This is a genomic window from Mesorhizobium sp. M1006 (assembly GCF_040318825.1).
In the GTDB taxonomy this organism is placed as follows: domain Bacteria; phylum Pseudomonadota; class Alphaproteobacteria; order Rhizobiales; family Rhizobiaceae; genus Mesorhizobium.
In genome coordinates, this window is the sequence record NZ_JAMYMZ010000007.1 from 207,694 (window position 1) to 230,136 (window position 22,443).

Genomic DNA, 22,443 nt, shown 5'->3' on the forward strand with positions numbered 1-22,443 from the left:
GGCGGGCCGGCGCCCGGCCAGCCCGCCGCATCACAAAGGGAACCTTCACGGGGGACGTTACGTTTCGGTCCTGTCGCCCTGACACGAGCCTCGAAAAGGACCCTGAGAACGAGCGATGGCGATCACCACCTTCTCCGACACCAGATGGCTGCATGGGATTGCCGCGACCGCGTTTCTGGCAGCCAGCATTCCGCACGCCGCGCTGAACGCGCAGAGCCTCGACAGCGCCGAGACCGTCAACCGGATCGTCGGCTCGGAGGTCGGCCAGGAAGAGACCCAGACAAATGCGGAAGCCGGCAAGGTCAGTTCGGCGATCGACCGCACGCGTGAAAACATCGCCGCCGTGCGCAAGACATCCAAGCTCGACAAGGTCGATATCGTGTTTCTTACCGATGCCGCGCGCACCGAAGGCGGCCCGCCGCCGGCGATCGAAAACAAGGTCAGGCAACATCGGGACGACATCGCCGAGCTGCGCAAGGAGATCGAAGCGAACGCATTGCTGTTCAACGCCATCGATTCGCGGCGAGTGCAAACCGAGGACGTTCTGGCGGTGGAATTCGACGATCCGGGAAAGGTCGTCATCTATGCGGCGGCCAAGCCGCCCGGCTGAGCCGAAACTGCTCAACGCCTTCGATCTCACAGCGCGCCCATGATCTTCTGCTGAAATCCGTAGACCTCGCGCTTGCCGCCGAACGGCACCAGGGTAACGTCGCGCTCTTGGCCGGGCTCGAAGCGCATGGCGGTGCCGGCAGCGATGTCGAGGCGCATGCCGCGGGCCTTGTCGCGATCGAATCTCAGTCCCTCATTGGTCTCGAAGAAATGATAATGGCTGCCTACCTGGATCGGCCGGTCGCCGCTGTTGGCTACCTTCAAGGTGACCGTCGCCAGACCCTTGTTCAGTTCGATCTCGCCGCTTGCCGTGATGATTTCGCCGGGGATCATTGCGGCCTCACATGACGCCAAAAGCGAGGCCGGCGCCAATCGCGGCACAAGCGGCGCCAGCGGCGCGGGCAAGCCCGCGGAAGCGCCAGCCGAGGCCGAGACCGGCGGCGATGCCGACGGCGTGGAGCAGTGCCGTGGCAACGGCAAAGCCCGCCATATAGCCGAGTCCGCCGACATTCTCAGGCACCTCGGTGCCATGGGCATAGCCGTGGAACAGCGCGAACAGGCCGATGACGGCGACGCCGGCCGAGACAGGAAGATCGACGGCGGGCGCAACCAGCAGCCCGAGTGCCACGACGGACGCCAGTATCGCCGGCTCGACGAAAGGCATCGGCACATGCAGCATGCCGAGCACGCCGCCGGCCAGCATGACGCTTACGAAGGCCAGCGGCCATGCCCAGATCGCTTTGTCGCCCTTGAGCGCGGCCCATAGCCCGACGGCAATCATCGCCGTCATGTGATCGAGGCCGGAGAGCGGGTGGGAGAGGCCGGCGGTGAAGGACCAAACCGTGCCGACGCCGACATGGGCATAGGCTGGCATTGCTGCCGCCAGCAGCAGGACCGCCGACAGCGTTGAGCGTTTCATCGTAGCGGGGATCATCGGCGTAGCTTCCATCTTCGAGTACCTCTCACGCCGCCTTGCGGGCCGGAGCGCAGCCCTCTGCCTTGAGGACGCGCCTGGTGGAGGCCGGATATTTCTTCAGCAGCGCTGCCGGACGGATCGGGCGGGCCGAGAAGTTGCCGCCGCAATTCGGACAGGCGCCGCCGAGCACGTTTTGTGCGCAGTCGGCGCAAAAGGTGCATTCGAAGGTGCAGATCACCGCATCCGTCGCATCGGGCGGCAGATCCTTGTCGCAGCACTCGCAGTTGGGACGCAGCTCAAGCATTTTCCTCTCCTTGGCGGTGTTATCTGATCGGCTCGTGCACGGTCACCAGCTTGGTGCCGTCTGGAAACGTCGCCTCGACCTGCACATCGTGGATCATTTCTGCAATGCCTTCCATCACCTGGGCCCGGGTGACGACATGGGCGCCGGCCTCCATCAGCTCGGCGACCGCGCGGCCGTCGCGGGCACCCTCGACGACGAAATCGGTGATCAGCGCGATCGCTTCCGGATGATTGAGCTTGACGCCGCGTTCGAGCCGCTTGCGGGCCACGATCGCCGCCATGGCGATCAGCAGCTTGTCTTTCTCCCTCGGCGTCAGATTCATGCTTTTTCCTGCAGTGGCACAATCGAAATCAGAGTGACCATAATTTGGGCAGGCCCGCCCGTCCGTTGAGCAATTCGACAAGCGGCACCAGCCGCTTGCGGAGCTGGTAGCCGTCCTCGGCGAACAGCCTCGCAAGAAGCTTGCCAGATTTCCGCACGCTCCAGAAACTGACGCCGCCCTGGCCGCCGACTATGCCCCGGGCCGGCTCGAGCAAAGCCTCTGCCCGTGGCGACACCATCAGCAGCGTCGCCACGGCGACGGCACCGCCGGCCGCTGCGGGACGGTTCAAGGCGGCCGCAATGTCCGGCCCGATGCGGAACTCCTCTGCATGGACCAGCGCCCCGTCCTGGCGGACGCGCCAGCGGTCGTGGAAATGGCCTTGCGTGGCCCGTTCACCCATGGCCAGGCGGCCGAAGACGGTGGCCTCCAGGATCAGCGCCTCGGCTCCGGTGGCAAGCTCCACGTCAAGGCTGCGGGCAAAGGCCGAGCGGTCGAAGACGATGGTTTCCTGTGGCAGCCAGGCAATGTGGCCTTCTTCCCCGACAGTCAGCTGCACCCGCACTTCGGCGCGATCGGATGCGGCGCGATAGATTTTCTCGCAGGCCTGCGTTGTCATGGTTGCGGAGGCGCCGGCACCGACATCGACCTCCCAGGCGAGACGGTCGCCACCGGTCAGCCCACCGGCGGTGTTGATCAGGACGGCTTCGAGCGGATCGGCCGAGACCGCCGGCATGCGGATCTTGGCCGAACCGTCCTGGTACAGACGCCGAAGACGCGTGCGGCCTCCGTTCCAGTCGCAGCCAAGCCGCGCGACGCCGGCAACACGCTGGGCCGGCGGCACTGAAGTCAAGCTATATGCGATCGTATCCACGACACCAACGTTAAGCACTGCGGCGGCTTTGTCGATATATAGCTTGTTGCTTGACAGCGTTTCGGTTTCTATAGAGGGAGCCACCTTGGTACGGTCACCGGCGCCTGGCGGGGGTAAAAGGCGACGATGACGACGTAATCGAGGACAAAAGGGGCGCTGATCAGTTGGCGTCGGGAAACGACAGAGTTGGGGAAGAAACCGAATGGCTGACCAGCTGGCAAACGATATCATCGCCAAGATCAGGGCTCATGCCGAGCCGGGCGGCGAGGAAATCACCACCAGTACCGAACTGACCGCCCTTGGCATCCATTCGCTGGAACTGACGGAGATCATCTTCGATCTCGAGGAAGAGTACGGCATCGAAATCGAGATGAACACTGTCGATGCCTGGAGCAATCTGAAGAATGTCGGCGACATGGTCGAGGCGGTTCGCGCGCTGATCGCGAAAAAAGCCTGACTGAATGCACAAGCGCGTCGTCATCACGGGCATCGGCGGATTATGCGGGCTCGGCACCAACGCACCGGCAATCTGGAATGAAATGCGCGCCGGCCGTTCGGCAATCGGCGCGATCGACAATCCGCTGCTGCATGATCTGAAGGTCAAGGTCGGCTGCGAAATCAAGGCGCTTCCCGAGCACGGCATCGAGCGCAAGCAGGTCGTGTCGATGGACCGCTTCAGCCTTCTGGCGACGATCGCCGCGCGGGAGGCGGCACAGCAGGCGGGATTGAACCCGCACGCCGCCAACACCTACCGGATGGGCACCGTCGTCGGCGTCGGCGTCTGCGGCTGGGAGGCGATCGAAGAGAACTATCGCGCCATCCTGCTCGAAGGCAAGAACCGCGCCGGCATCTTCACCGTCCCGAAAGTAATGCCGGGCGCTGCAGCCGGCCATGTCAGCATGAATCTTGGTCTGCGCGGGCCGGTGTTCGGCATCACTTCTGCCTGCTCGTCATCCAACCACGCCATTGCCTCGGCGGTCGATCAGATCAGGCTCGGCCGGGCCGACGTCATGGTCGCCGGCGGCACCGATGCGCCGCTGGTCTGGGGCATCCTCAAGGGCTGGGAGGCCCTGCGGGTATTATCGCCGGACACCTGCCGGCCGTTTTCGGCCGACCGCCAGGGGCTCGTGCTCGGCGAAGGCGCCGGCATGGTGGTGCTGGAAACATATGAGCATGCCATGGCGCGCGGCGCCGCCATCCTTGCCGAAATCGCCGGCGTCGGCCTTTCCGCCGACGCCTCCGATATCGTCGCGCCAACCATCGAAGGGCCTGAGGCGGCGATGCGCTTCTGCCTCGCCGATGCCGGGCTCAATCCCGAGGACGTCGACTATCTCAACGCGCATGGCACCGGCACCAAGGCCAACGATCAGATCGAGACGGCGGCGATCAAACGCGTGTTCGGCGGCCATGCCTACAAGCTTTCGGTGTCCTCGACCAAATCGATGCACGCCCACTGCCTCGGCGCCTCCGGCGCGCTGGAAATGATCGCCTGCGTGATGGCGATCCGCGAAGGCATCGTGCCGCCGACCGCCAATTATCGGGAAGCCGACGCCGACTGCGATCTCGACATCACGCCGAACGTGGCGCGCGAACGCACCGTGCGCACCGCGATCAGCAACAGCTTCGCCTTCGGCGGCACCAATGCGGTGCTGGCGGTAAAGGCCGTGTGACCGCACCCCTTGCGGGTCCTTCACCGGGGCCGGCGAAACTTTCCATGCGCATATTGATCGCGCCAGGCGTCGCGCCTAACTCTCTGCGACCCGCCATGACCGTGCCGCTCGGCGCGGTCCCCTACCAGGAGTTTCGATGACCGATCTGTCCGCGTTTCCGATTGCCAGGCGCTGGCCGGCGAGCCACCTCGACCGCATCCAGCTTTATTCGTTTCCGACGCCGAACGGGGTGAAGATATCGATCGCGCTGGAGGAACTTGGCCTGCCTTACGAGCCGCATGCCGTCGATATCGGCAAGAACGAGAGCTGGACCCCGGAATTCCTGTCTTTGAACCCGAACGGCAAGATACCGGCGATGATCGATCCGGACGGCCCGGGCGGCAAGCCGATCGGCTTGTTCGAATCCGGTGCCATCCTGCTTTACCTCAGCGACAAGACCGGCCAGCTGGTCCCGGCAGACGCGACGCTGCGTTATGAGACGATCCAGTGGGTGTTCTTCCAGATGGCTTCGATCGGGCCGATGTTCGGCCAAGTCGGATTCTTCCACAAATTCGCTGGGCGCGAAATCGCCGACAAGCGCCCGCTGGAACGTTATCGCGACGAGTCGCGACGGCTGATCGGCGTCCTCGAAACGAGGCTCAAGGGCCGTAGCTGGATCATGGGCGACGATTACACGATCGCCGATATTTCGATGCTTGGGTGGGTGCGCAATCTGATCGGCTTCTACGAGGCGCGGGAACTCGTCGGTTTCGACGATTTCCCCAGCGTGGGCGCATGGCTGGAGCGTGGCCTCGCCCGACCGGCGGTGCAGAGGGGCCTCACCATTCCGGCCAGAAGCTGATCTTACGTCGATTCCGCTCGGCTATTTTGCCTTGGTCCGGGGCTTTGAGCCGCCCTTGCCGACTACGGAAGCAGCAAGCGACGCCGCACCTTTGGCGGTGGCAAGCACGGCACCGGCGGCGACATTGGCCGTTGCTTTAACAGTGCGCATTGCGCTGCCTGCGATCGATCCTCTGCTGCTTGCCGATCTTTTGGGCTTGGGTGCAGCGGCTTTGGCCGCGGCAGGCATCACCTTTTTCGGCGCCGCCTTGCCAAAGCTGGGCTTTGCCGCATCCTTGGAGCGGGCCGCTGCTGCCGGGCCGGCGCTGGTTTTCACTCGAGTGGCTTTTGATCGTGTTGCCCTGCCCTTGGCGGGCGCAGGCTTTCTTGCCATGGTTTCCATCGAACGGTTCCCTCATGGGCACAATTGCCGTGTCCGGGATAACGGCCTGAAACTGGCAAGGTTCCGGCCGGGCGGTTCCTTGCAAGTCAGGCCAGGTCGCCGACCACCAGGTCGGCGGGCCGCCGACGGGCAAGCACGCGGTCGATGTTCGGCATATCGTTAGAGGCGATCCAGGCGCGCGCGTCCTCGTCGGAGCGGCCGTGCTCGTGCCATCGCGCCAGCAGTCGGCGCTCGAGCTCGGCGCGCGGCACATCGACGAAGATCGAGAAGTCGAACAGCGGCGCCAGCCGCGTCCAGGGTTCCTCGTCGAGCAGCAGATAATTGCCTTCGACCAGGATGAATTTGGTGTCGGCGGCGACAATCGCAGCGGCGGCGCGCGACAGCTCCATGCTGCGGTCGAAGACCGGGATGGCGATATCCGGCTCGCCGGCGCGGATGCGCTTCAGCAGCGCTTCGAAGCCGGCAAAATCAAAGGTTTCCGGAGCACCTTTTCGCGCGCGAAGGCCGCGTCGATCGAGCACGACGTCATCGTAATGGAAGCCATCCATCGGCACGACTTCCGCCGTGCCTTCCGGCAGCAGGTCGTGCAAGCCTGCCGACAATGTCGACTTGCCGGCGCCGGGCGGACCGGCAATGGCAACGATGAAGCGCGGCGCCTTGCCGGCGCGCTTGAAAATGGCAGCAGCGATATGGGCGATTTCTGACATTGGCCCCCTTACGGTGGTTCTGGCGCATTTTGGCGGCAGTTTTCGGAAATTTCAAACGCCGGATTGTGCCAAGCCTTCAATCGGGCCTGGATTGACCGATCCGCAGGAAATCGCCGTCGAAGCCGATGTCGCGCACGGCACCGTCAGCCGCCAGGATACGCATGCGGCCCGGCGAGGTCGTGACGTCGTGCGGCGGCTCGCCGGATGGCCAAGGCAGCGCGCCGATGACATGGCGGAACGAAAAGCGGCGCCCTTCGGAAAGGGCAAAGGCGGTCGCCACGCCTTCGCGCTTCAGCCAATTGTCGCCGAGCGATGCGGCGTGGCCGACGGCCGTGCGGCCGTCCTCGATGCCGAGCACGCCGCGGTGGCGGCCGCTCCACGGCGCATAGTCGCGCCCGCCATTGCTGACCCACAGCATGGTGACCGGCAGTTCGGCCGGGTTCTTCAGCACCAGCACGAGGTCGGCTTCCGCCTGGCGCGCCAGCGCCGTCCAGCCCGGTCCGCCATGGTCGGCTTCGACCAGCGTGACGAAGTCCTCACGCAGCTGGTCCATGCGATAGGTGGTCAGGTCAATCGTGCCGCCGTCGGCAGCGGGAAAGCGCGTCAGGTCGGCGGTTCGCGCCGGGTAGGCGAGCAACGAGCGGCCGCGGGCCGGATCGGGCTCCGGCGCCTCACTCGGCGTTGCGGCAAGGCGCTTCGGCGAGAACGCTAGCCTGCCGCCGGCCGTCATCACCGTCATCGGGTGGTGGGCGACGGGAATGGCGCCGGCGCCGCCGGAAAAGACGTGCTCCTGATAGAGAAAGGGATGATCGTCGCGCAAGGTCAGGATCTTGTCGACGGTTGCGCCCATGACCGGGCGCTGCAGGCGGAAGACGGCGCGCCAGCCGTCGGCCGTTGCCGCGCTGTCGACGACGTCCCAGCGACTATTTGCCGGCCAGCCATGCAAAGGTGCCGCTTCGACGTCGCTGATCGAGAAGGGTGCGCAGAGGAAATCGCCGGACAGGTGGACCGTCCCTTCGGGCAGGTCTTTCGGCAGCATCTCGCGCGGCTCGCCGACCCAGGGTGCGCGATGCAGCGGCTTCAGCCGGCGGCCATCGATATCGACCGTCATGTCGGCGAGATGGCCGACGGCAAGATCGACCGATACCGAAATGCCCTTCGCCGTGATCGTGACCGTATCCATGTGCACCTACCGATTCAGCCCGATTCTGCCAGCCCGATTCTGGCGGCCCGATTCTGTCGGCGCCAGCAAAGCCCACTCGCCGCCGGTTGCGCAAGCGCGGTGGCCGGCAATTCACATCAGGCGGCGCCACGTCGGCCTGTGGACAGGGCACCGTTCGAGGGCCAGACCGATATTAACCAAATGGACTGTGCCTTTGCGTTAAGATAGCTTCGCCTCGTCTCAGAAACTGCCTGCCTTCGGAACTGACTTGTCCGCCTTCCGGTTCTTTTCGTCCATCCACAAATGCGTCGCTGTGCTGGCGCTGCTGCTGTTTGCTGCCGGCTGCACGACTGTCACGCCGCCCGACAGCGTGCTGGCGGTACCGGCGCCGCCGCAGAAATATGCCGCCATGGTCATCGATGCCGGCACCGGCAATACGCTGTTCGAGGTCAATTCGACGGCGCCGCGTTATCCGGCGTCGTTGACCAAGATGATGACGCTCTACCTCCTGTTCGAGGCGCTGGACCAGGGCCGCATCAGCAAGGAGACGCAAATTCCGGTGTCGGACAACGCCGCCCGGCAGCCGCCGACCAAGCTGCGGTTCAGGCGCGGCGAGACCATCGACGTCGATTCGGCGATCCGCGCCATCATCGTCAAATCGGCCAATGACGTGGCGGTCGCCGTTGCCGAATATCTCGGCGGCAGCGAAGAGGCGTTCGCCGGCATGATGACCGCCAAGGCGCGCCAGATCGGCATGAGCAGCACCGTGTTCCGCAACGCCTCGGGCCTGCCGGACGGCGACCAGCACACGAGCGCGCGCGACATGGCGGTGCTCGGCATGGCGCTGCACGCCCGCTTCCCGCAGCATTTCCACTATTTCTCTGAAAGCGACTTCATGTTCCGCGGCAGGCTGGTGCGCGGCCACAATGACATGCTCGGCCGGGTGCGCGGGGTCGACGGCATCAAGACCGGCTACATCAGGGCTTCGGGCTTCAACATCGTCACCTCCTATAATGCAGACGGGCACAGGCTGATCATCGTGGTGATGGGCGCCGACAGCGCGCGCCAGCGCAACGACCACGTCGAGGCGCTGATCCAGCGCAGCCTGTTGCCGACCTCCGAGGCAAAGACGCGGCTGCTGTATGCCGAGGAGCAGTGATAGTTGAAGTCCGAGTGTTGACCGCGTGCGGGTTCAGGCGACAAACGCAGAGCCGCCGTTTTGCGCGACACTGCTGAGATACTTTGCCGGCGGCTTGCCAAGCGCTTTCTTGAACATGGTGATGAAGGCGGTGACCGATTCGTAACCGAGATCGGCCGAAACCTGCTGCACGCTGGCGCCGGAGGCCAGCTCGCGCATTGCGACGATCAGGTGCAGTTGCTGGCGCCAGCGCCCGAAGGTCAGCCCTGTCTCCTTCACCACGAGACGTGCGAGACTGCTCTCGCTGAGCGCGACGCGACTGGCCCATTCCGCCAGGGTGCTGCGATCGGCAGGATCTTGCGCCAACGCCGCCGCGATGCGCCTCAAGCGCGGCTCGGACGAGATCGGCAAATGCAGCTGCTGGACAGGCATGCGCGGCAGTTCGGTGAGCAGAGCCCTGGTCAGGAGCTCGCCCCTCGCGTCATCGTCCTCAACGCGATCCGTCAGCTCTATGATGAGCTCGCGCAGCAACGGCGTGATCGAAAGCGTGCAGCACCGGTCCGGCAGGTCGGCAGCTCCCGGTTCGATATAGACGAAGAAAATCCGGGCATTGGCGGTCGCGATATTGCTGTGCTCCATGTCGCCGGGAATCCACACCGCGCAATGCGGCGGCACCATCCACAGACCGCTGGGGACGCGACATGTGACGCCGCCGCCCAGCGCGAAGACGAGTTGCCCCTTGCGGTGGTGGTGGTCCGGCACCTCCGCCCCGGTTTCGGTAACGTCAACGCGCACGGCGATTGCCGGGGCGAGGACGTCATCCGGATCGAAAGGCCAGGGGTAGCGGAGCGGCTGTCTCACATTGACTGTTTTTAGCGATCGACTGCCAAGATATCTAAATTACTCAAACAGGAAAGTCGATAGTTTAGGGATGAGTAACTCAGAAGCCGACAGGCGGACTTCCATTTAGCCATGCCCTGCTTGCGTTCTGAACGTCGGACCAACAAGCCCGGCGCACGAAAACAGGCTGGCGTCCGCCACGCAGCAAGAAGGGACGATACCAATGCTCGCCTTGGTCACATCTTCCGACAGCGCCACCGGGTTGCGGCTCGCCGAGCTTGGTGAGCCCGAGCCCGCCCCGCATGAGGCGCTGGTCTCGGTCCGGGCAGTCTCGCTGAACCGCGGCGAACTGCGCTTGCTCAACATCCGTCCGAACGGCTGGGTGCCTGGCCAGGACGTCGCCGGAATTGTCGAGCGCGCCGCGGCCGACGGCTCCGGGCCGGCCGTCGGCGCCCGGGTTGCGGCTCTGGTCGACGAGGCCGGGTGGGCCGAACGGGTCGCCGTTCCGACCGACCACCTCGCCGTCCTGCCGGACGACGTCAGCTTCGTCTCCGCCGCCACTGTTCCGGTCGCGGGCACGACCGCGCTGCGGACCCTGCGCCTCGGCGGCGACCTGGCCGGCCAGCGGGTCCTGATTACCGGCGCAAGCGGCGCGGTCGGCCGTTTCCAGATCCAGATCGCCCGCCAGCAGGGCGCGTCGGTGGTGGCGGTCGCCGCTGAACGGCATGCCGACGATCTCCGCGGCCTCGGAGCCGAGCGGGTCGTCGAAACGATCGAGCTGACCGAAGGACTGTTCTCGCTGATTACCGAATCGGTGGGCGGCGATAGCCTCGCCCACGCGATCGAACGGATCGCGCCCGGCGGGACCGTCGTCATGTTCGGCTCGAGCCGCGGCGAACTCACGCCCATCGGCTTCCGCCAGTTCGTTCCGGGGCACGAAGGTGCGCGGCTGCAGACCTTCGCCTACTACGCTTCCGGTCCGGAGGTAGGCGCCGACATCGCCTCGCTGCTCGCGCCGATCGCAGCCGGCCGGCTCGAAACGCGGGTGGTCCTCACCGTGCCGTGGCGGGACGTCGGTCAAGCCCTCGACGCGCTGCGGCAGCGCAGCATCAGCGGCAAGGCGGTGCTTACCGTGACCGAATGAGCAGGCGGTGGCGGCGGACGGGACGGTGTCTGTCTCCCCCGGGCTGCTACGGCAGTTTGAGCCCGCTGGCGATTGCCCGTTGAAGCCGGCGCCTGCTTCCGCTAAGAAGCCGTGGCTGGCCGGTTTACCGGCTGGTTCGTTTTTGGGATCACCGATCCTGAAAGCACCCGTAGCTCAGCTGGATAGAGCGCTGCCCTCCGAAGGCAGAGGTCACAGGTTCGAATCCTGTCGGGTGCGCCAAATCTCAAATTGTCCAACCCGGAGACATGGGTTGCGGTTTATACCGGAGACATGGTGGACCGCATCCCTGGGTGAGACACCAATTAGGGACAGTTCCCCAGATTTTGGATTGCGTACGACCTCATAACGCAACGGTTAAGTAGGCGACCGCGGCAAGTCCGCTGGGGTCAAGCCTGTGTAAAAACGCCGTGGCCTGGTCCAATCAGATCCGTGGATCGTGTATTGTGATGGGACGTCGGGACCGAGGATCAGCGGATATGGACGAGGAGGGCTTGGCCGAGATCTCAGCCCGATATATTCGCTTCGCCGATACGGAAGCTCGCGGTCGCTCGCCGCTCTACGAGGAGTTGGCTCGGGCAGTCGCTGGGGATCGGGAGGCGCTCGGTTTCCTGTCGACTCTTCCGGACCTAAAGCGGCAACCGAACCTTCTACTTGCAGCGGTGCGTCACTTGTTCGGCACGCCAACAGGGTGGACCGAGCTTCGCCAGGCGCTTCAGGCTAATCCCGACGCTATCCGCTCGCTCATGCTCGAGCGCTCAACGCAAACCAACGAGCCGGGAAGATGCGCCACCCTGCTCCCCGTCCTGGCGCGTTTGCCGCAGCCGCTGGCCCTCATCGAGGTCGGGACCTCCGCAGGGCTCTGCCTCATGCCCGACCTCTACGGCTATGACTACGGACGCAAGGTGATCCGCGCACCTGCAATGGCCTTGGAGCCGCCTGTCTTCCGATGCCTCGCTAGCGAAACAACGCCATTGCCGACGGCCTTGCCGCAAGTCGTCTGGCGGGCTGGATTGGACCTGAGCCCGATAGATGCTTCGGACGACTCGCAAGTCGCATGGCTTGAGACACTGGTCTGGCCGGAACAGACAGCACGGCTTGCCAATCTGCGGGCGGCCCTAAAGATCGCTGCCACAGTCAAGCCTCGGGTGGTGAAGGGCGACCTGCGCGGGAGCGACCTCGTGCAACTCTGCAACGAAGCGCCAAACGACGCTACACTCGTCATCTTTCACACAGCCGTCCTCGACTATGTCTCCGACCTTGGTGACAGAGAAGCTTTCGCCGAGCAGGCGATGCGTCTCTCGCCTTATTGGGTATCGAACGAGTTCCCTCGCGTCTTCCCGTCCATCGCCACACGCGCCGGAACAAGCTGGCCGCCTGGCCGCTTCCTCCTATCTGCGAACGGCTCCCCTGTAGCTTGGACTGACCCGCATGGCGCCTCGCTCGAATGGATCGCGGACGAGGCGTAGGCTATAGGTCGTGGATTGCCGTCCTTGGCCAGAGACGCCATCAGTTCTCAGTTTCATCAATGCTCGTCTGCCACTGCTTGCGTCTTGAATTCGCGGCAAGCGCCCTTCGGACTTGCTACCGGGCGGTTGAACCCAGGAACAGCGCGTTGGGCGCGCGAAGACCGCATCCGCAGTCGGGAACCACAGCTATCGGCAAGCCGTTTACGCTGCAAACCCGCCTGTCGATCCTCAGAGCCGGGCGAGTTTTCCGAGATCCACAAATTGGAGATTGATCATGACTAGCGCTGCCGACCGCGATCCGCGCCACCACACGCAGAAAATGCAGAAAAAGTTGGAGGAGGTGAAGCAGCACCTTCGCGAGGACATCGAGAAGGTCGATGAGCCGCAGCTGAAGGCGATGTTCGAGACGTCCGCCGAGGTGATCGGCGGTCTCCAGAAGGCGTTCCAGGACTATGAACAGAAGAATGAACCCGCTTGGCGTTAAACGGCTTCTTCGCGGGTAGGTTTCAAAGGAGCGCCCCCCGTGCCTGCACCACCTGAAATGGATGTCGTCCTCGAAAAGCTGCCTTTGAGGATAGGCGCCTATATCCCCGACGACTTGCTGGAGGACTGGTTTGCGCCGGGAACCGGCATGAACCCGGTCAGCAAGGAGGCGCTTGCCGCCGCCAAGAACTACGGCTGGCGCTTCGAATGCGAGTTCAAGCACTACCCCGAACGCAAGGAAGGCGTGTTCTGGAAGTGGGTGCCGGCGATCTGACCGCCGCTGGACGGTTCATCGTTTCGCGGAAACGCAGAACCGGTCTATCGTATTGTTTGACGCAAATACCGGACGGAAAACCGCTTCACACTTTTCCTGGAATTGCTCAGCCTCCGCCTATCGGCGTCGTCACCTTGCCGGTTCCGCCGCATTCGGGGCAGGTGCGGCCGTCGATCATGCCTGACCCTGCACAGCGGCGGCAAATATTCTCGCCAGCGCCTGGAGTGCCTGCGGGGACTTCGTCCGTGTTGGTCTGACCGGCTTGCCGGGGCTTGCCCTGCAGCTTGTTTCTCAGCCGGGCGACCCAGCCTTCGTCGACCTCGAGCGGCCTGCTGCTATCGTCCGGCAGGCCTTCGCCGGATTGGCCGATGGTTTCATTGCGCGGCCGGTCGTTCGCGCCTGTCGTGATCTTCTGAGCCATTGCGTTTGCCTTTACGCCTTGCAATTTTCGAACGCCTCAGCTCCGCAGAGGTTCCGGTTCGACCGGCAGCCTTTCAGCGGGGTGTTTGCCGCACATTATCTATCCTGAACCCGGATTTCGGCCGCGCCGGCATGCGGGCAAGCGAGACGGTCATATCCTGATCAGGCACCTGGTAGGCCATCGACCGCGTCAGCAGGCGAACCGCTTCCATGATCAGCGCGACGGTGACGGCTTCTCCGGGGCAGCGATGGGTAGTCGCCGGATCTCCGCCGCCATGCGGGATGAAGTCGAAGCCGTGGGTTTTCCAGCTCAAGCCGCGCTCCGGGATAAATCGGTCCGGCTCCACAAACAGGCGCGGATCATGGTTGGTGCCGTGCAGGTCGAGCAGGACCCAGTCGCCTTGGTGGAAACGGTAGCCCTTCCATTCGAAGGGGTGGCGGGCGCGGCCGCCGATGAACGGGAAGAACGGGTAGAGCCGGCGAATCTCCTCGGCGAAGGCTTCCAGCCCGTCGTCATCGCCGGCGGCGAACTTGTCATACCATTGGCGGTGCTGGTGAAGCGCCAGCGCCGCAAACATGATGAAGCGGCCGATGGCGACGATTGGACGGATAATGTTGATGATTTCGACCGCGGCACTGGCAAGATCGAGCGGCATTCCCTCGGCATCGACATGTTCGCTGACCAGGCGGACCGGGCTGTTTGCCGGCAAATCAAGCGCGCCGCTTCGAACGCGCCGTACAAGCTCGCCGATAGTGCGTTCGGTCCGGCGTCGCCGCCACAGCGCCAGCACGGTCGACGGCCCAATGCCGCCGGCGTTCTCGACCATGCCGCTGAGCTCGCGGCAGAGTTCGGCGCGATCCTTGTCGGCGGGGATGCCGGCCCAAGCCGCTGCCGCCTGGGTCAGGACGAGGTTTACGGCGTCGAACAGGACGATCTCGTCACGCCGCTGCCAGTCTTCCAGCTGGTCGAGCCAGGCGCGACGGAAGGTTGCGCGGAGCCGCTCGATCTGGTCACCATCCAACAGGATCGACAGGAAAAGCGCCTTGCGGTGGCGGTGAGCGGCGCCGTCGAGCGCCTGGACGCTGCCCTTGTCCTGCAGCAGACGCAGCGTGGTCTGCGGCATCGCACCAATTCGGGTGAAGTGGTCGCCGCCATAAAACATCTCGGCAGCCTCGGCACCACGGACACAGATTGCCGGCCGCAGCATCAGGCGCGTCGCAAAGATGTCGGTGTTCATGCGCCGGCAGCGGGCCGAAATGAAGTCATAGCCCTCGCGCAGCAGGGCCAAGGTGCTGTCGAACGCGGCATCGCGCGGGATGGGCTTTGCGACACGCTTGCCGCCGTCGGCATCGATCAGTTCACGTCTGTTCATGGCGTGCTCCCTGGCGTTGAAATTCCTCAACGCACGGCCGGCACTTTCGATCACTCGACTTTTTGACGGCTTTGCCGCGCCGCCCTTTGGCCGCGGCTGGCAAGGATGGTGGTCAGCGTGACCGGACGAAAATCCCAGCTGTCGACGCCGACGTCATACTGGCGCGTGACCGGGGTCAGCCTGCCGTGGGAATGGCCATGCAGGTCGATCGATTTCCTGCCGATCTGGTTCCAGGTGCGAAAAGGGTAGTGACAAAGGATCAGCAGACTGCCGTCGAGCGCCAGCTCCTTGTAGTGTTGCGTGCTCGCCCAACCTGTGGCCTCGATGGTGGCCGCAGCATCGTTGTTGCCGATGATCAAATGCTTGCTGCCATGAAGAGACGCCAGAAGCGACGACACGAACGCGGCCGATCCCCTGGCAAAATCGCCGAGATGCCAGACCTCGTCGTCCGGCCCGACAGTCTCGTTCCAGAACGCAACGAGCGACCGGTCATGTTCCGCCAGCGAGCCGAACGGGCGGCGGTCGATGCGCAAAATGCGCGGGTCGCTGAAATGCGTGTCGGCGGTGAAGTAGATCATGCGCTGGAGCCTGTTTCGAACTGCCGATCTGGGCGCGTGGCGCACCAAGTCCATGTTGCTCTCCCGATGCTTGCTCAACCCGCTCGATCGCCGGTTGTTCCTGGAAGCAGGCCCAGGCGGTTTCCGCTCGTTGGCACTTTGAAACGGGGGAACTTTGAACCGGGGAACTTTGAACCGGGGAATTTTGAAACGGGGGAACTTTGAAATGAGACGCAGGTTAGAATGCTTGAGGCCGATGCTCTGAAAGGACCTCGACGATGACCGACGCAGCACCTCTTGGGCGAAGCCCGGCTCAGGCGCGGGGCGATATCGACGCCGGGCGCGAAGGGGACAAGACCCCGGGCATCGATCCGGCTGCGGCTCCCATGGAAACGGACGCGGAATCCGCCGGCAACGCTCCGCCGAAGAGCCCTGCCGCGCGCCATGAAACGCCGAAGTTTACCAACCAGGCGAGCTATGCCAATGCGATGCGCCCGCTGACGGATGAGCCCGACGTCCAACCGAGCAGATATGGGCCAGTCATGGTGATTGCCGCCATCGTCGTGCTGGCCGCTGCAGTTTTCATCGGCGCGGCCATGCTGCGCTGAATACAGCCGTTCCAGACCCGCGGCGCAGTGGCTGGACATTTTGCTTCCGGTCCGAGAATTTGTTGTCGCGCCAGGTCCAGGCGCGATCAGTCCGGTGCACGTTGGCTACGAACCATCAATTCTTTGCCCGTGACGCCACCATCGTGGCGCGCGACATGATTGGCGCCTCGCTGCTTTTGCACGGCGTTGGCGGCAGCATCGTCGAGACCGAGGCCTATCGCCCGGATGACCCGGCTTCGCATGCTTTCGGTGGCAGGACGGTGCGCAACGGCGCAATGTTCGGCGCCCCGGGCAGCGCGTATGTCTATCGCTCCTATGGCCTGCATTGGTGCCTCAATGCCGTGTGCCTGCCCGGCAGTGCCGTGCTTATCCGCGCAATCGAACCGCGATTAGGGCTGGAGGTGATGCGGGCCAATCGCCGCGTTGACGATCCCCGGCTGCTTTGCTCGGGACCGGGCCGCCTTTGCCAGGCGCTGGCTATCGACAAATCTTATGACGGGCTGCCGCTGGACCTGCCGCCATTCGAATTCAGGCCGCCGAGCGAAGCCGGCGCCGTTCTGACAGGCCGCCGGATCGGCATTTCCAAGGCTGTCGATGCCGAGTGGCGGTTCGGACTGCGCGGCTCGGACTATTTGAGCCGCAAGTTCTGATGCCCGCGGCAGCGGCAGAGCAGTTGCCCCCCGGCATCACTCGTCGGGTTTGCCGAGATGCATGGGTGTCGCCTGCTGGCGGGCTTCCCTGGTCACCTCGTCGGCTCCGGCAGGTGAAATCCCTCGCAATGCCTTCGCAGCTACGGTCAGGCGCCCGCGATCATTGCCGAAGCTCTTGATCAGCTGGCGGACCTGGTCGGCCGTGACGCCGTTCTGTTGGGCAAAATACTCGACTTCACGGTCGTCTTCCGCAGCAACGCGGTCGCGCTCGCGGAAATCTCGCTTGCTCTTATCGTCGGCCATTTTTTCCTCCTGGTGGAGCTTTGCATCAATGGCAACGTGAGCAAGCGGCTTTCGTTGCCGCGACCAGGCGGACTTTTGCGCCGTCGAGCCGGACTGCCCAGGAACCATGAGGCGAGCAGCCGGTTTGGCTTGGATGCAGCGGCCCACAATTCACACGATGGAGATTACGATGACGCTCGCAAGCAAAACCACTGTAATTGCTGCGGCGCTGGCCATGTTGGCCGCGCCGGCATTCGGCCAGACGAGCCCACCTGCGCCCGCCGCGCCGGCGCCGGATCGTGGCGCCGAACAGTCGCCCGCAATGAGCGGGCAGAGCCAGGATGCCATGCGCGATATGATGCGCCAGATGATGACTGAGATGCTGGAGGAGAGAATGCAGGAAGATCGCGCGCCCCGGGAGGAACGGCGAGGTCCCGACCGCTGGCATCGCGGCTACAGGATGGGCCCGCCTGAGCGAGGGTGGGAGATGGGAGGGCGCGGCGGCATTCCACGCGGGATGCATGGCGCGAAGATGCGAATGATGTTCGCCATAGTAGATGCGGACGGCGATGGCGCGCTTTCTCAGAGCGAAGTCCAGGATTTCGTCGGGCGAATATTCAACGCCGTCGATGAGGACGGTGACGGCAGCGTCGACATGCAGGAAATCCGGTCCTTCTTCCACGGAGGCGGCGCCGAGGATCAGGAGTAAGTCTCCTACCGGTCGGCAGGAGGCCTGTCTGGGGCAGCGCGAGCTCGTCGGCCGGGGAGGATAAAAAGTCGCCGGCAACTGGATACCAGGCTGCCAGCCGGGGAGATGCGTTCCTTGGCTGGCCTTGCCGAACGCCGCGGACCAATCAGACCAGCAGGAATTCATTGGCCATGACAGAGAAAGCTACAGAGAAATCCCCGACCATCGCTCGTATCTGGCGCGGCAGAACCGTGCCTGAAAAGGCGGATGCCTATGAGAGTTACAATTACGAGGCCGGCATCAAGCCGCTGATCGAGAAGGCCCTGGGCGTTCAGACCTTTCGCGAGGACACGACGACCCATTCGGAATTCGTGACGATCTCCTATTGGGAAAACGTCGAGGCGATGGCGGCGCTCACCGGCGGCGATCCGACAAAAATCCACCATCTCGAGCGGGACGAAGAGTTCCTGATCGAGCTGCCGTCGCGGGTGCAGGTGTTGCGCATCCGATCGAGTCACGGGCGGCTGGGATAGGGCAGCGCCGCCCGGTTCGGCCCGATCTAGGAAATCGCCGTCAAGTCGATTTCGGTGATGTGCCAGCGGCCGAGATTTGCGGTGTAGAGCTTGTCGCCCTTGAAGGCAATGTTGGTTGGGTGGGCGAGCGTCGTTGCCGCCGGATCCTCGATCAGCACCTCGAGCCCGCTGTGTTTTCGCCAACGATAGATGCGGCTGGGCTCGTAGCATGAGATGAACAGCGACCCGTCCGGCGCCAAGGCGACGCCATCGGGAACGTTGCTCACGCCGTCCACGACGAGTTGGCGAGGTCCTGCCGTGCCGTCGGCACGGATTGGCACATAGCTGAGGCAGGCCGCATGGCTTTCCACGACGTAAAGCCCATCGCCACCCGGCGCCATCGCCATGCCGTTGGCGAAGGCCATGGTCTCGCTGCACCACAGGCCGCCTTCGCCGGTCTTCAAATCGTAGCGAAAAATGCCGGAGCGGTTGTCTTCGCCGAGGCTGTCCGACACGTAGAGCCAGCCGCGTGTCTCGTCGACGATCGGATAGTTCGGCACGCGGATGCCGGCCGAGGCGAAGCGCTGCATACCAGCCGTCGCGGCATCCCAGCGAAAGATCGCCGAATGTCTCAAATCGCATGCAAAACAGTTTCCCGCGCTATCGAAGGCGATGCCGAGCAGAAAGCCCTCCGTACCGCCCATGCGTTCGACCGAGCCGCCATCGGCGGCCAAGCGCAGCAGGTCGCCGGTTTCGGTGCCGCACCAGATCGAGCCGTCGCAATGGATGGCCACGCCTTCCGGATGGGCGATGCGCGGGCTGGTGAAGATGCCATCGAAGAAGACCCTCGCGGCCGACATTTCGAGCAACGGCTTTGCCATGCGCACCCCCTTCAATCCGGTGCAGTATGCGACCGCTGTGCGGCGATGCAGCGCTCGACCATCCGCCGGTCGGTGGCCAGGATCTCGGCGATCAGGGCGCTGCGCTCCCTGGCGCTGACGAATTCGAGGCGCCGCAGGCCGAGCGGGTCGATGCGGTTTCGCAGGATGTCGAGCGTCTCGTTTGAGGGTAGCGCAACTTCGCGGCAATCGGCATCGAATGTCAGGGCAAAGCCGGTGGCATCCTGGAGCTGCTGGCGCGTCACGCACGGCATGGTCTCGATGACGGCCAATTGCCGGCTCTCCCCGTCGAGCCGAAACACGCAAAGGTCGGTGAACACCAATGCCGCGCCGGTCCGATAGCCCATCGGCTCGCGTTCGGCCTCAGTCAACAGGCCGCGCGCCGAGCTGGCAATCTCGACCGTCTCGACCAGCGACTGCACGGAATGGCGGGGGACGTAGAGCAGATAATCGCGATGCATGTTGGCGACGTCGGCCATGCCGCCTTGCCCGGGCAGCCGGATAAGGCTGCCGTCACGCTTGCGCAGCGCAATGGTGTTGACGCGCCCACGGCGGTCGACCTGCGCGGCACCGACGATCTCATGCGTCACCGCGCCGGCCTGGTAATAGGTCGAATAGGTGTCGTCGCCGCCGGCATGCGCCACCGCCGTCTCGCAATCGAGGCTTTCGATCAGCGACAGGATCATCGGGCTCGGTGCTATGTCGAGATGGCCGCAACTCATGGTGGCGATGATCATGTCCGGCGCGTGCGTCGCTTTGGCCAGCCGGTAGGCGACATTGGCGAGCGGCGACACCGCGCCGGCACTTGCAAAGCTCTCATTGTCAAGCTCAGCGGCGATGCGGGCGGCGATGATCTCGTCGATGGACGCCTCCTTGTTGCCGTGCACGAGCCTGGGCATTGCGAGGACTGTTTCAGCGCGGACTTTTGCAGCATCTTGAACCCGCTCCGGCACGCCTTCCGAAGGCATGCTCAGGCTGTCCGGCAAAGGTATTTCCTTGGCCGCGAACGCCCCCGCCAACGCTTGATAATCCGTCACATAGAATGGCAGGCAGGAGGCGGGATAGGCGCCGCCTGGTGCCAGCGCGATCGCCGACACCTGGTTGCGGGTCAAAATGCTCTGCCGACCATCATGCCGCAGCGCTCCGACCGGGACGATCTCCTCAACCGTGACCAGCACCTCGCGCGCCGCGCCGGCCATGGCGAAGTCGAGCGCCCGTGGTCCGATGATCTGGACATTGCCGCTCTCGTCGGCACGCTGGGCATGGACGACGAAGGTATCGAGCCGCAAGGCCGGGATGATCCCGGTCGTGATTCCCGCGATCGGATCGGGCGCGGCGATCGCACCCGGCACGCGCGCCAGCATGTCCGAACCCTCCGGAAGCTGAAACGGCATCAACGGCAGGTTCTGCTGCCCCGCCCGCAGCGCCTGGATCATGGCCAGCGCCGTCCAGTCGCGGACCGGCACGGCATTGGTCTCGGCGGCCGCGCGGAAGCGCGGCGGCAAGCCAAAAATATCGAGGCTGGAAAAGCAGATATCGACCTCCGCCACGGCATTCGCTTCGAGAAGCAGTTCGAGCGGCAGGCCGCCGGCCCAGCAGACATAGCGAAGATCCTTGACGCCCAAGCGGGCGATGGCCCGCAACAAGGCGATCGGCAGCCGGGCAAAATGATGGCCACCGACACCGAAGACGTCGCCGCCGCCGACCATCGCGGCCAGGCCCTCGACATCGGTGAAGCGCGGCCGGTTCGGCTTGACCAGGGAGATCATTGCCCGGCCTTCTTCGGCCGCGTCGCGCTCTTTTCAGCAAATTCCTTGACGCGCCGCTGGCCGATCTCGCTGCGGTACAGGCCACCCAGGACATCGCGCTCCATGGCAAGGCCGTCGGCCAGATCGCCCGACACGGCGTGCACGGTCAGCGCTTTCAGCCCTTCGATCGCTGCGGCCGGTTCGGCGGCGATCATCTCGGCGAGTTCCCGCACCCGCGGCATCAGCCTTTCGGCATCGACGATCTCGTTGACCAGACCGGCGCCGACGAACTCGGAAGCCGGCACGATGGCGCCGGTCATCAGCAGAAAATTGGCGCGGTTGCGGCCGAGCTTCTGGACGCTGCGCTGGGTGCCGCCGCCGCCGGGGACCAGCCCGAGCTTGATCTCGGGCAGGCCGAGCTTCGCGAACTGGTTGGCGATGACGATGTCGCAGCACAGCACCAGCTCCATGCCGCCGCCGAGCGCAAAGCCGTTGACCGCGGCGATGACCGGCTTGCGGTTGTTCTCGACCGCCGCATACATGCGCGTGCCGGCAGCCTGGAAGGCATCGAACTCGATAGCTGTCTGGGCGGCATATTCCTTGATGTCGGCGCCGGCCATGAAGCCGCGCCCCTCGCCGGTCACCACGATCGCGCCGACCCCGTCATCCCGCGACAGCGCCTCGAAAACCTCGGTGATCTCGCTCTGCATCAGCCGGTTCATGGCGTTGAGCTGATCGGCGCGCCGGAAGGTAACGACCGCGACGCGCCCAGATATTTCCAAGGTGAGTGCCTGGTAAACGCTCATCGTCAGGCAGCATCCACGGTCATGTCGCCGGATGCCTCAAGTGCTGCAATCTCGCCGCTGGAGAGGCCGAATTCGGCCAGTATCTCGCGGCCATGCTGGCCGACCAGCGGCGCCGGCCGCTCTATGGTAGCCGGCGTCTCACTCATCTTGACCGCCGGCGCGACCACCCTGACCCTGCCGCCGCGGGGATGATCGTAGCTGGTGATCATGCCCAGGTGCTTGACCTGCGGGTCCTCGGCTGCGCGCCTTATGTCCTTCACCTCGGCACACCAGATGTCGGCTGCCAGCAGCCGCGCCAGCAGGTCCTGCGTGGCAAACTTCCTGGTTTCGGCGTTGACCTTGTCGAACACCTCGTCGCGCCTGTCGAACAGCGTCTTCAGATCGTCGTAGACAGCAAGCTGCGGCGCCTCCAGCACTTCATACAGCGTCTTGAACGGGCTCATGGCGATCGACACATAGCCGCCGTCCTTCGCTTCATAGACGCCGAACGGCGCCTGCATGCCGGGGTGGCCGATGCCGGAATTCGGGCGCACGAAATCCTCACCGAGATTGAGCACGGCGACATATTCCTGATTGAGATGCGCCAGCATGCCGGCGAGCAGATTGACCTCGATCTTCTGGCCCTTGCCGGTCTTCTCGCGATAGTAGAGCGCCGACAGGATGCCGTAGGTCGTGTGGACTCTTGGGATTCCCAAGGCTGAGCAAATCAGATTCAAGGCTGTCTTTTGGAGGCAGCCATGGGTGTTCTCGA

At 64.3% G+C, this 22,443-nt stretch carries 31 protein-coding genes and 1 tRNA gene; 14 read left to right on the top strand and 18 right to left on the bottom strand.

Annotated elements, in window-relative coordinates; translation table 11 throughout:
• Positions 1-115: 115 nt before the first annotated feature.
• Positions 116-610, top strand: a complete 495-nt coding sequence (locus NKH60_RS09535) for a hypothetical protein (RefSeq protein ID WP_023677007.1) — start codon at positions 116-118, stop codon at positions 608-610.
• A 26-nt stretch (positions 611-636) separates the two neighbouring features.
• Here the strand turns inward: NKH60_RS09535 and NKH60_RS09540 are convergent, their stop codons facing one another.
• Genes NKH60_RS09540 through NKH60_RS09560 form a run of 5 tightly spaced genes read right to left on the bottom strand, consistent with a single transcriptional unit; the run spans position 637 to position 3,022 of the window.
• Positions 637-942 carry an urease subunit beta gene (locus tag NKH60_RS09540; protein WP_023677008.1) on the bottom strand — a complete coding sequence of 102 codons (306 nt, stop codon included), beginning with the start codon at positions 940-942 and terminating at the stop codon, positions 637-639.
• Positions 943-949: 7 nt separating this feature from the next.
• Positions 950-1,543 (bottom strand): HupE/UreJ family protein, encoded by a 594-nt coding sequence (locus tag NKH60_RS09545; protein WP_352836117.1) that lies wholly within the window; start codon positions 1,541-1,543, stop codon positions 950-952.
• A gap of 28 nt (positions 1,544-1,571) precedes the next feature.
• The gene (locus NKH60_RS09550; protein WP_352539910.1) at positions 1,572-1,829 is read right to left on the bottom strand and encodes a DUF1272 domain-containing protein; all 258 of its coding nucleotides are present in this window, start codon (positions 1,827-1,829) and stop codon (positions 1,572-1,574) included.
• A 19-nt stretch (positions 1,830-1,848) separates the two neighbouring features.
• Positions 1,849-2,151, bottom strand: coding sequence for an urease subunit gamma (locus tag NKH60_RS09555; protein ID WP_023677011.1), 303 nt, complete (start codon positions 2,149-2,151; stop codon positions 1,849-1,851).
• 28 nt (positions 2,152-2,179) lie between these two features.
• The gene (locus NKH60_RS09560) at positions 2,180-3,022 is read right to left on the bottom strand and encodes an urease accessory protein UreD (RefSeq protein WP_352871997.1); all 843 of its coding nucleotides are present in this window, start codon (positions 3,020-3,022) and stop codon (positions 2,180-2,182) included.
• Between the two features lie 202 nt (positions 3,023-3,224).
• On the opposite strand from NKH60_RS09560, the gene NKH60_RS09565 reads away from it, so the two are divergent.
• From NKH60_RS09565 to NKH60_RS09575, 3 genes are all read left to right on the top strand, one after another.
• Positions 3,225-3,479, top strand: a complete 255-nt coding sequence (locus NKH60_RS09565; protein WP_352871999.1) for an acyl carrier protein — start codon at positions 3,225-3,227, stop codon at positions 3,477-3,479.
• A 4-nt stretch (positions 3,480-3,483) separates the two neighbouring features.
• On the top strand, positions 3,484-4,692 hold the full coding sequence (locus tag NKH60_RS09570; RefSeq protein WP_352872001.1) for a beta-ketoacyl-[acyl-carrier-protein] synthase family protein: 1,209 nt from the start codon (positions 3,484-3,486) through the stop codon (positions 4,690-4,692).
• A 136-nt stretch (positions 4,693-4,828) separates the two neighbouring features.
• Positions 4,829-5,533 carry a glutathione S-transferase family protein gene (locus NKH60_RS09575; RefSeq protein ID WP_352771134.1) on the top strand — a complete coding sequence of 235 codons (705 nt, stop codon included), beginning with the start codon at positions 4,829-4,831 and terminating at the stop codon, positions 5,531-5,533.
• A gap of 21 nt (positions 5,534-5,554) precedes the next feature.
• On the opposite strand, the gene NKH60_RS09580 is transcribed toward NKH60_RS09575, so the two are convergent.
• From NKH60_RS09580 to NKH60_RS09595, 4 genes are all read right to left on the bottom strand, one after another.
• Positions 5,555-5,683, bottom strand: coding sequence for a hypothetical protein (locus NKH60_RS09580; RefSeq protein WP_302893450.1), 129 nt, complete (start codon positions 5,681-5,683; stop codon positions 5,555-5,557).
• Positions 5,670-5,930 carry a hypothetical protein gene (locus NKH60_RS09585; protein ID WP_352539907.1) on the bottom strand — a complete coding sequence of 87 codons (261 nt, stop codon included), beginning with the start codon at positions 5,928-5,930 and terminating at the stop codon, positions 5,670-5,672. The genes NKH60_RS09580 and NKH60_RS09585 overlap by 14 nt, the downstream gene beginning before the upstream one ends.
• 70 nt (positions 5,931-6,000) lie before the next feature.
• On the bottom strand, positions 6,001-6,621 hold the full coding sequence (locus NKH60_RS09590; RefSeq protein ID WP_352539906.1) for a nucleoside triphosphate hydrolase: 621 nt from the start codon (positions 6,619-6,621) through the stop codon (positions 6,001-6,003).
• 76 nt (positions 6,622-6,697) lie between these two features.
• Entirely contained in the window at positions 6,698-7,804 is a 1,107-nt protein-coding gene (locus NKH60_RS09595) for a hypothetical protein (RefSeq protein WP_352836122.1), read from the bottom strand.
• Between the two features lie 247 nt (positions 7,805-8,051).
• Between NKH60_RS09595 and NKH60_RS09600 the strand changes: the two genes are divergently transcribed.
• Positions 8,052-8,942 carry a D-alanyl-D-alanine carboxypeptidase family protein gene (locus NKH60_RS09600; protein WP_352836125.1) on the top strand — a complete coding sequence of 297 codons (891 nt, stop codon included), beginning with the start codon at positions 8,052-8,054 and terminating at the stop codon, positions 8,940-8,942.
• A gap of 33 nt (positions 8,943-8,975) precedes the next feature.
• Here the strand turns inward: NKH60_RS09600 and NKH60_RS09605 are convergent, their stop codons facing one another.
• Complete coding sequence (locus NKH60_RS09605) at positions 8,976-9,782, bottom strand: AraC family transcriptional regulator (protein WP_352474758.1); 807 nt, start codon at positions 9,780-9,782, stop codon at positions 8,976-8,978.
• Positions 9,783-9,984: 202 nt separating this feature from the next.
• Here NKH60_RS09605 and NKH60_RS09610 point away from each other — a divergent pair, with 202 nt between their 5' ends.
• The 5 genes from NKH60_RS09610 to NKH60_RS09630 all read left to right on the top strand — a co-directional run bounded on the left by NKH60_RS09610 (position 9,985) and on the right by NKH60_RS09630 (position 13,149).
• A complete protein-coding gene (locus NKH60_RS09610; RefSeq protein WP_352501145.1) occupies positions 9,985-10,905 on the top strand; it encodes a zinc-binding dehydrogenase in 921 nt (306 codons plus the stop codon).
• 163 nt (positions 10,906-11,068) lie between these two features.
• A tRNA-Arg gene (locus NKH60_RS09615) sits at positions 11,069-11,145 on the top strand.
• Between the two features lie 257 nt (positions 11,146-11,402).
• Positions 11,403-12,392, top strand: coding sequence for a DUF2332 domain-containing protein (locus tag NKH60_RS09620; RefSeq protein ID WP_352539902.1), 990 nt, complete (start codon positions 11,403-11,405; stop codon positions 12,390-12,392).
• 274 nt (positions 12,393-12,666) lie between these two features.
• A complete protein-coding gene (locus tag NKH60_RS09625; RefSeq protein ID WP_352474763.1) occupies positions 12,667-12,876 on the top strand; it encodes a hypothetical protein in 210 nt (69 codons plus the stop codon).
• 39 nt (positions 12,877-12,915) lie between these two features.
• Positions 12,916-13,149, top strand: a complete 234-nt coding sequence (locus NKH60_RS09630) for a hypothetical protein (RefSeq protein WP_352539901.1) — start codon at positions 12,916-12,918, stop codon at positions 13,147-13,149.
• A 106-nt stretch (positions 13,150-13,255) separates the two neighbouring features.
• Here NKH60_RS09630 and NKH60_RS09635 read toward each other — a convergent pair whose 3' ends face one another.
• The 3 genes from NKH60_RS09635 to NKH60_RS09645 form a co-directional block, all read right to left on the bottom strand.
• Entirely contained in the window at positions 13,256-13,570 is a 315-nt protein-coding gene (locus tag NKH60_RS09635) for a hypothetical protein (RefSeq protein ID WP_352540042.1), read from the bottom strand.
• Positions 13,571-13,643: 73 nt separating this feature from the next.
• Positions 13,644-14,942: a cytochrome P450 gene (locus tag NKH60_RS09640; protein ID WP_352539900.1), complete on the bottom strand. Its 1,299-nt coding sequence runs from the start codon at positions 14,940-14,942 to the stop codon at positions 13,644-13,646.
• A 50-nt stretch (positions 14,943-14,992) separates the two neighbouring features.
• Positions 14,993-15,520 (bottom strand): metallophosphoesterase, encoded by a 528-nt coding sequence (locus NKH60_RS09645; protein ID WP_502898628.1) that lies wholly within the window; start codon positions 15,518-15,520, stop codon positions 14,993-14,995.
• 257 nt (positions 15,521-15,777) lie between these two features.
• Between NKH60_RS09645 and NKH60_RS09650 the strand changes: the two genes are divergently transcribed.
• Entirely contained in the window at positions 15,778-16,107 is a 330-nt protein-coding gene (locus NKH60_RS09650) for a hypothetical protein (RefSeq protein ID WP_352615107.1), read from the top strand.
• A 101-nt stretch (positions 16,108-16,208) separates the two neighbouring features.
• Positions 16,209-16,757, top strand: coding sequence for a DNA-3-methyladenine glycosylase (locus NKH60_RS09655; protein WP_352615109.1), 549 nt, complete (start codon positions 16,209-16,211; stop codon positions 16,755-16,757).
• A gap of 36 nt (positions 16,758-16,793) precedes the next feature.
• On the opposite strand, the gene NKH60_RS09660 is transcribed toward NKH60_RS09655, so the two are convergent.
• On the bottom strand, positions 16,794-17,060 hold the full coding sequence (locus NKH60_RS09660; RefSeq protein WP_352455899.1) for a DUF3606 domain-containing protein: 267 nt from the start codon (positions 17,058-17,060) through the stop codon (positions 16,794-16,796).
• 106 nt (positions 17,061-17,166) lie between these two features.
• Here NKH60_RS09660 and NKH60_RS09665 point away from each other — a divergent pair, with 106 nt between their 5' ends.
• Together NKH60_RS09665 and NKH60_RS09670 are read left to right on the top strand one after the other, a co-directional pair.
• Entirely contained in the window at positions 17,167-17,748 is a 582-nt protein-coding gene (locus tag NKH60_RS09665) for an EF-hand domain-containing protein (protein WP_352872008.1), read from the top strand.
• A gap of 170 nt (positions 17,749-17,918) precedes the next feature.
• Positions 17,919-18,260, top strand: coding sequence for an antibiotic biosynthesis monooxygenase family protein (locus NKH60_RS09670; protein WP_352539894.1), 342 nt, complete (start codon positions 17,919-17,921; stop codon positions 18,258-18,260).
• Positions 18,261-18,286: 26 nt separating this feature from the next.
• Here NKH60_RS09670 and NKH60_RS09675 read toward each other — a convergent pair whose 3' ends face one another.
• Genes NKH60_RS09675 through NKH60_RS09690 form a run of 4 tightly spaced genes read right to left on the bottom strand, consistent with a single transcriptional unit; the run spans position 18,287 to position 22,387 of the window.
• On the bottom strand, positions 18,287-19,120 hold the full coding sequence (locus NKH60_RS09675; RefSeq protein ID WP_352836135.1) for an SMP-30/gluconolactonase/LRE family protein: 834 nt from the start codon (positions 19,118-19,120) through the stop codon (positions 18,287-18,289).
• Positions 19,121-19,131: 11 nt separating this feature from the next.
• Positions 19,132-20,907 (bottom strand): CoA-transferase, encoded by a 1,776-nt coding sequence (locus NKH60_RS09680; RefSeq protein ID WP_352836138.1) that lies wholly within the window; start codon positions 20,905-20,907, stop codon positions 19,132-19,134.
• On the bottom strand, positions 20,904-21,692 hold the full coding sequence (locus NKH60_RS09685; protein ID WP_352615119.1) for an enoyl-CoA hydratase/isomerase family protein: 789 nt from the start codon (positions 21,690-21,692) through the stop codon (positions 20,904-20,906). Before NKH60_RS09685 ends, NKH60_RS09680 begins: the two co-directional genes overlap by 4 nt.
• Before the next feature lie 2 nt (positions 21,693-21,694).
• Positions 21,695-22,387, bottom strand: a complete 693-nt coding sequence (locus NKH60_RS09690; RefSeq protein ID WP_352872011.1) for a CoA transferase — start codon at positions 22,385-22,387, stop codon at positions 21,695-21,697.
• Between the last annotated feature and the right edge of the window lie 56 nt (positions 22,388-22,443).